General features: G+C 77.3%; 5 protein-coding genes. 2 read left to right on the top strand and 3 right to left on the bottom strand.

Annotated elements, in window-relative coordinates:
- Positions 1-4: 4 nt before the first annotated feature.
- Both purH and purN read right to left on the bottom strand, forming a co-directional pair.
- Positions 5-1,582 carry a bifunctional phosphoribosylaminoimidazolecarboxamide formyltransferase/IMP cyclohydrolase gene (gene purH / locus ACZ5WK_RS27500; protein WP_465551081.1) on the bottom strand — a complete coding sequence of 526 codons (1,578 nt, stop codon included), beginning with the start codon at positions 1,580-1,582 and terminating at the stop codon, positions 5-7.
- On the bottom strand, positions 1,579-2,238 hold the full coding sequence (gene purN, locus ACZ5WK_RS27505; RefSeq protein WP_465551083.1) for a phosphoribosylglycinamide formyltransferase: 660 nt from the start codon (positions 2,236-2,238) through the stop codon (positions 1,579-1,581). Before purN ends, purH begins: the two co-directional genes overlap by 4 nt.
- A 344-nt stretch (positions 2,239-2,582) precedes the next feature.
- Between purN and ACZ5WK_RS27510 the strand changes: the two genes are divergently transcribed.
- Entirely contained in the window at positions 2,583-3,227 is a 645-nt protein-coding gene (locus ACZ5WK_RS27510; protein WP_465551085.1) for a hypothetical protein, read from the top strand.
- A 27-nt stretch (positions 3,228-3,254) separates the two neighbouring features.
- Here ACZ5WK_RS27510 and ACZ5WK_RS27515 read toward each other — a convergent pair whose 3' ends face one another.
- Positions 3,255-4,991 (bottom strand): cell division protein PerM, encoded by a 1,737-nt coding sequence (locus ACZ5WK_RS27515; protein ID WP_465551087.1) that lies wholly within the window; start codon positions 4,989-4,991, stop codon positions 3,255-3,257.
- 132 nt (positions 4,992-5,123) lie between these two features.
- Between ACZ5WK_RS27515 and ACZ5WK_RS27520 the strand changes: the two genes are divergently transcribed.
- Complete coding sequence (locus ACZ5WK_RS27520; protein ID WP_465551089.1) at positions 5,124-7,271, top strand: LuxR C-terminal-related transcriptional regulator; 2,148 nt, start codon at positions 5,124-5,126, stop codon at positions 7,269-7,271.
- Positions 7,272-7,463 lie beyond the last annotated feature (192 nt).

Genomic DNA, 7,463 nt, shown 5'->3' on the forward strand with positions numbered 1-7,463 from the left:
GTCATCAGTGGAAGAAGTGACGGGTGCCGGTGAGGTACATGGTCACGCCGGCCTCGGCGGCGGCCGCGATCACCTCTTCGTCGCGGATCGAACCGCCGGGCTGGACGATGGCCCTGACGCCGGCGGCGATCAGGATCGCCGGCCCGTCCGCGAACGGGAAGAACGCGTCGGAGGCCGCGTACGAGCCCTTGGCCCGCTCGCCGGCCCGCTCGACCGCGAGCTTGCAGGAGTCGACCCGGTTGACCTGGCCCATGCCGACGCCGACCGAGGCGCCGTCCTTGGCCAGCAGGATCGCGTTGGACTTGACGGCCCGGCAGGCCCGCCAGGCGAAGGCCAGCTCGGCCAGCTCGGCCTCGCCGAGCGCCTCACCGGTGGCCAGCGTCCAGGTCGCCGGGTCGTCGCCCTCGGCGTGCACCCGGTCGGTCTCCTGGAGCAGCACGCCGCCGGAGATCGGGCGCACCTCCTGGCGGTTGGCCGGCGCCTCGGGGGCGAGCAGCACGCGCAGATTCTTCTTGCGGGCGAGCACCTCGACGGCGCCCTCCTCGTAACCCGGGGCCACCACGACCTCGGTGAAGATCGGCGCGATCTGCTCGGCCAGCTCGACGGTGACCGGGCGGTTGACCGCGATCACGCCGCCGTACGCGGAGACCGGGTCGCACTCGTGCGCCTTGCGGTGCGCCTCGGCGACGTCCGCACCGGTCCCGATGCCGCACGGGTTGGCGTGCTTGATGATCGCGACGGCCGGCTCGGCGTGGTCGTAGGCGGCGCGGCGGGCGGCATCGGTGTCGACGTAGTTGTTGTACGACATCTCCTTGCCGTGCAGCTGCTCGGCGCCGGCCAGGCCACCGGTGCCGTCCACGTACAGCGCGGCGCCCTGGTGCGGGTTCTCGCCGTAGCGCAGCACGTTCTGCCGCTCCCAGGTGGCGCCGAGGAACTCGGGGAAGCGCTCGTCGCTGGGCGCGTAGCCGGCCTCGAACCAGGAGGCGACCGCGACGTCGTACGCGGCGGTGTGCGCGAACGCGGCGCCGGCCAGGCGCTTGCGGGTGGCCAGGTCGAAGCCGCCCTCCTGAGCGGCCTTCAGCACGTCGCCGTAGCGGGCCGGGTCGACCACGACGGCGACCGACGGGTGGTTCTTGGCGGCGGCGCGGACCATGCTCGGGCCGCCGATGTCGATCTGCTCGACGCACTCGTCGGGGGTGGCGCCGGAGGCGACGGTGGCCTTGAACGGGTAGAGGTTCACGACGACCAGGTCGAAGGGCTCGACGCCCAGCTCGGCCAGCTGCGCGCGGTGCGACTCCAGGCGCAGGTCGGCGAGCACGCCGGCGTGCACACGGGGGTGCAGCGTCTTCACGCGCCCGTCCAGGCACTCCGGGAAGCCGGTCAGCTCGGAGACCTCGGTCACCGGCACGCCGGCGGCGGCGATCCGGCCGGCGGTGGAGCCGGTGGAGACGATGGCGACCCCGGCGGCGTGCAGGCCCTGGGCCAGCTCCTCCAGACCGGTCTTGTCGTACACGCTGATCAGCGCGCGACGGATCGGACGGACGTTCTCGGAGACAGGGGGGGTGGTGGAGCTGGCACTCATGCCGGGATCCATACCTTTCGGTCCTCGATGCGGTGACCTTCGCGGGCCAGCCGGCCCACGATGTCGACGAGCAGCTTGCGCTCGACTGTCTTGATGCGCTCGTGCAGCGCTTCGCCGCCATCGGCGTGATCGGCGTCGGCGACCTCGACGACGCCCTGCGCGATGATCGGCCCGGTGTCCACACCGGCGTCGACCAGGTGGACGGTGCAGCCGGTGACCTTGACCCCGTACGCGAGCGCGTCGGTGACGCCGTGGGCGCCGGGGAAGGCGGGCAGCAGTGCGGGGTGGGTGTTGACGATCCGCCCGGAGAAGGCTTCGATGAAGCCGGGACCGAGGATCTTCATGAAGCCGGCCGTGACCACGAGGTCCGGCTCGTACGCGGCGACGGAGGCGGTCAGCGCGCCGTCCCAGCCGGCCCGGTCGGGGAAGTCCTTCACCCGGTGCACGAAGACCGGCAGGCCGGCGCGCTCGGCGCGCTCCAGGCCGGCGATCCCGTCGCGGTCGGCACCGACGGCGACGATCTCGGCGCCGAAGGCCGGGTCGGCGGCGGCGTCGATCAGCGCCTGCAGGTTGGTGCCGGAGCCGGAGACCAGCACCACCAGGCGGGCCGGTCCGGGCGTGCGGGGCGGGAAGAGCTGGGCGGGGGCGGCGGCCACTGCGCGATTCTCCGTAGGTCGGGGCGCCGCCCGCTGGTACGTCCACCGGTGGTGGGGCCACTACGAACGGCAGGTCGAGCAAGGGGGAACATCAGGAGAACCCGCCGCGACGCGGGCCCCGGGAACCTCTGTGAGCTGCTGACCGTCACCACGATAACGGCAGGTCGGACGGCCTCTGAAACGGCCCGGTGGCGCTACGCGCGTAGTTGAGACGGGGATCTCCTCGGCCCGCCGGAACCCGCACCCGGCCGGCCGCCCCGGTCGCAGGGGTGCCCGCGGGCGACTGCGGGATCATAGGGTGGCGCGGGCGTCCGCCCCACCGACCGAGAAGGAATGGCTGAACCATGAGCAGCGGTGACGACACCGGCGAGCGCAACCCCTTCGCGCCGCCGCCGGCGGATGCCCCGGACCAGCCGTGGCGGCCGCGCAACCCCGGGCCCGCCGAGGGCTCGGACGCGCCGGACGGTGACGGCGGCCAGGACGAGCGCCCGCACGTCCCCCCGCCGCACCCGTGGAGCCCCGGCTACCAGGGCGGCGGCTGGCACCCCCGGCCGCCGGCCCCGCAGCCGCCCAAGCTCGACCCGAGCGACCCGGCGCAGCGCAAGGCCCGCAACGCGGCCCTTGCGGGCATGGCATCGCTGGTCTGCGCGTTCGCCGCGCTGCACTACGTCGCCCTGTTCGTCGGCGCGCTCGCCATCGTCTGGGGCGTCGGCGCGATGCGCACGCCCAAGCCGGCCGCGCCCTCCGCCGTCGTGACACCCGCCGTCACCACCGAGGCCGGCGCACCCAACCCGCTCACCCCGGCGGCGCTCGCCGGGATCCTCACCGGCGCGATGACCCTGGTCTTCGTCTCCTCGGTGATCGGGCTGAGCCTGTACTACAACGACTACGTCACCTGCGTCCGGGACTCGCTCACCACCACCGGTGCGGACAACTGCGACCGGCTGGCGCCGAAGTGGTACGTGGACATCACGACCAAGAGCGAGTAGCCGCCCCCGGCGGGTAGGGCGGGCCGGTCAGTTCCCGGGACCGGGGGCGGAGACGGCGCCGTCGGCGCCCTCCGTTGCGCCCGCCCCGCCGTCGCCGTCCGTTCCGCCCGCCCCGTCGGCGGGCGTGCCCAGCCGCAGCACCACCGCGTAGGCGCGGACGCGCAGCAGCAGTGCGGCCCGGCGCGTGCGGCCGGCGAGCGCCGTACCGACGCGTGCGATGCGGACGAGCGCGATGCCGGCGCGTGCGGTGCCGGCGCGTGCGGTGCCGGCGCGTGCGGTGCGGACGAGCGCGATGTCGGCGCGTGCGGTGCCGGCCCCGGTGGGCATGTGGGCCTCCGGCTCTTCGGTGCCGCTCCGGCCATCGGTGACGCCGCCCTCGGCGGTGCCGCCCTCGATGACGCCGCCCTCTACGACGCCCCGGCCGGTGGGCCGGACCAACGCCCCGCCCAGCAGCCCGCCCCACGGCCGGCCGAGTGCTCGGGCCCGCACCAGCAGCGCGCCCGGCACCGCCACCGCCGCGACCCACCCCGCCGCCGCCAGGCCCGTCCACCACGGCACCGGCCCGAGCTGCGCCATCCGGCCGCCCGCCAGCGCGCCGCCGGAGAGCCAGCCGAGCACCGCGGCCGCCGCCCCGGTCAACAGCGCCGCCGCCAGCACGGCGACGCCCGTCGCCACCGGGTGCCACGGGGCGCCCGCCCCGGAGGGCCGGCCGTCCGGGGCCCGAGTGCCCGGACGCGTCGCCCCCTCGGCCGCCGCCCGGCCCAGCAACAGGGCCGGGGCCACCCCGGCCAGCGCCGGCAGCAGACACGCGACCAGCCGCCAGCCACCCGCGCCCGGCTCCGCCACCAGCGCGAACAGCGGGAAATCCGGCACCGGCCCCAGCACCGTCCCGCGCGGCGCCACCGCAGTCCCCTCCCCCACCGCGAACCCCGGGCCCAGCGCGTACGCCGCGCCCCAGAGCACCGCGTTCGGCAGCAGCGCCACACTGAGCAGCACCAACCCGGCCACCGCGGCCGGGCCCCGGCCGAGCGCCGCCATCGCCTGACCGCTGCCGTCCACCGCGTCCACCACCGCCGCCACGGCCAGCACCGCCGCACCCGACGCCACCAGCCCCGCCCCGGCCGCCAGCGCCGCCGTGCGGACCGCCGCCGCTCCCCCGTCGGGCCGGGCCCAGGCCGGGACCCGGGCCGGCACCCGCCACCGGGACGCCGGCCGGCGCACCCCCGAGAGTCCGTGGCCGCCCCCCGCGCGCCGCGCCGTCCGCGCACCGGCCGCCGTCGCGGCCGCGGCCAGCACCGTCACCACCAGCACGTCCGGCAGCACCCGCGCGCGGAACAGCCCGGCGCCCGAACAGTGCGCCACCACCGCCACCGCCACCGCGCAGTAGCCGCACCACACCGCCGGCGGGCCGCTCCAGCGCGGCCGCGGACCACGCCGGGCCGCCACCCGGGCGCCCGCCCGGTACAGCTGCGCCACCGCCAGCAGGCCGAGCAGCAGCGGAGTGACGGTCAGCGGGGCGTCCGCGGCGCCGCGCAGCACCGGCGCGCCGTGCCCGAGCAGCCAGAGCGCGCCCGCCAGCCGGACGGCGCCGGCCGCACCGTCGTCCGCGAACGGGGTCACCACCCAGAGCCCGAGCACCGGCACCGCGACCACCGCCAGGCCGAGCAGCGCCGTCCGCACCCCGGTGAGCACGTCGGCCAGGACGGGCCTGGCGCCCAGCTCCCCCGGCACTTCCACGATCGGACGGCCCATCAGCTGCGTCATGCGCCTCATGGTGCCAAGGCGACTCGCCATGCTCCGTGAAGAGGCAAACCACCGTCGTGTCCCAGATTATTGGCTTATGCGCATTTTCAGACCCTGCCCTCTCGCCGCCCCCACTCCGGCTCGGAGCGTCTGATGGCCACGCCGCCGAAAAACGCCGCGCGCCCCACCGGCGCCCCCACGACCGACGAGCCCCCGCCGCAGGGCCGTTCCGGAAAGGGCCGGGCCGGACGCGGCCGGGCCGCCAAGAACACCAAGGCGACGCGGGCCGGGGCAGCCGGCGGCCCCTCCCGCGGCCCCTCCGGCGGCCAGGAGGAGGTGGCCCGGTTGCTCCGACAGCTGACACCGCGTGAAGCCCAGGCCCTGGCCCACCTCGCGGCCGGCCGGGACCTCGCCGAGTCGGCGGCCGCGCTCGGTGTCACCCCGGCCACCGCGCGCAGCTACCAGCACCGCGCCATGCGCAAGCTCGGCACGCGGACCCGCACCGAGGTCTCCGCCTTCGCCGCTCTGCTGAGCCCCGCTCAGACCGCTCCCGAGGCCGTCCGAGCGGCACCCGGTACGCCGGCCCGCGGGCGGGGCCCCGCGCCGAAGACCCCGTCCGAGCCCGCCCGGGGCGGGAAGGCCGCCCCCCGGCCGGACACCGCCGAGGCCCCGGGCCCGGCCCCGGCTCCGACTCCAGGCGCCGCCGACCGCCGGCGGGCCCAGCGGGACCAGGGGAAGCCGGCCCCGCCGAACGGTCATCCGAAGGCCGCTGCCGCACCCCCCGCTCCGGCCCGGCGGGAGACCCCGGCGCCTACGGCAGCCCCCGACGGCCGCCGCTCCCCCCGACCCGGGGCGCCGGGCCTGTCGGACGGTCAGCCGAGGGGTGCCGAGGAGGCCACGGCGCACCGCCGCCCGCAGCGCGAGAAACCGGCCGCAGTCAACAGCCACCCCGGAGCTGCCGACGCCACGCCGCCCGCCGCACCCCCCGGCGTCGCCACCCCCGCCGGCGGACCGCGCCGGACGCCTCAGGCCCCATCCGGAGCTTCCGCCGAAGCCCCCTCCGCAGCACCCGCCGGCCGCCGTCCGCCACAGGGCGGGAAGCCGGCCCCGCTGAACGGCCACCGGAAGGCCCCCGCCCCGGCACCCGCCCCGGCCCGCCGGCCCGGAGTCGCCGACGGCGGACCGCAGCGCACGGACCCCGGCCGGCCCGGGCCGGTGCCCGCACCCGCGCCCGCACCCGTGCCCCGGAAGGACACCCGCCCGGAGACGGCCGACGCGGCCACCCTCGCCTTCGGAGAGCTCTACGAGACCGCCCACACCCGCCTCGTGCAGCAGGTCTTCCTCCTCACCGCGTGCAAGCACCGCGCCGTGCACTGCGTCCAGCGGGCGTTCGGCGAGGCCCGGCGGCAGTGGGACGAGGTGGCCGCCGAGCCCGACCCGGAGGGCTGGGTACGGGCGCGGGCCTGCGAGGCGGCGCTGTCACCGTGGCACCGGGGCGGCCCGCGCCGGGCGCACGCCTGGCGGCTGCCGCACCGCCGGATCAAGGTCCGCCCGGCCGACGAGTCGCAGGCGGTGCTGCCGGACCACGACCGGCTGACCGACCGGGACCGCGCGCTGCTCAAGGCGCTCAAACGCCTCTCCCGCCCGCAGCGCCGGGCCCTGGTGCTGCACGACGGCCTGGGGCTGCCCGCAGCCGCGGTGGCCGTCGAGGTGGAGTCCACGATGGCGGCCGCCGAGGGCCGGGTCTGGGCCGCCCGAGCGGCGCTGGCGCAATGGGTGCCGGAGCTGGCCGGGCCGGACCCGACGGCGGACGGCTTCGCGGACCGGCTCAGCGGGCTGCTGCACCGGGCGGCGGTCCGCGGCTGCCCGGAGCCGCACCGGCCGCCGGTGCCGGTGCTGCGGGCCCGGTACGGACTGGCCAACGCGACCCGGACGGGGGCGGCGGCGCTGATCACGGTGGCGGTCGCCGGGGCGGCGGTGGCGACACTGGCCGGTGGCGGACCGCGCGAGCTGTTCCGGCCCGGCGGGGTGCCGCCCGCCCCGGCCGTCTGTGCTTCGGCACCGAACGACGCCGTCCCCGCGGCGCCGGACGCCCCGCCGACGGGCATCGTGAGCCTCTGGTGCAGCACGGCCCCGGGCGTCGAAGCGGTGGTGGTCGACCCGCCGCCGCCCGGGTCCCGCCCGTGGGAGCTGCCGGCCGCCGCCCGCGCCGGGGAGGCGCTGCCCCCGCCCGGTCCGGCCGCGACGGGGCCGGTGTCCTGTACCCGCTGGTCACTGCACCCCTGCGCGACCGACCGCTGAACAGGCCCGATGCCGAGCGGCCCGGGCCCCGGCAGCCCGAGTCCCGAACGCCCGCGCCCCGACCCCCCGCAAACGCGAGCGCCCCCGCCCGGAGATCGGTGGTCTCTAGTAGTCCTCGCAACACCTGATGGCCTATGCGGTTGCCAGTAGATCACGCAGGCGCTCGGCTGGAGTTCTCCAGCCGAGCGTTTT

This window comes from Kitasatospora sp. NPDC032757, from assembly GCF_055579305.1.

Coding starts and splice junctions, on each gene's coding strand:
- purH (WP_465551081.1), bottom strand. CDS start 1,582: ATGAGTGCCAGCTCCACCACCCCCCCTGTCTCCGAGAACGTCCGTCCG.
- ACZ5WK_RS27510 (WP_465551085.1), top strand. CDS start 2,583: ATGAGCAGCGGTGACGACACCGGCGAGCGCAACCCCTTCGCGCCGCCG.
- ACZ5WK_RS27515 (WP_465551087.1), bottom strand. CDS start 4,991: ATGACGCAGCTGATGGGCCGTCCGATCGTGGAAGTGCCGGGGGAGCTG.
- ACZ5WK_RS27520 (WP_465551089.1), top strand. CDS start 5,124: ATGGCCACGCCGCCGAAAAACGCCGCGCGCCCCACCGGCGCCCCCACG.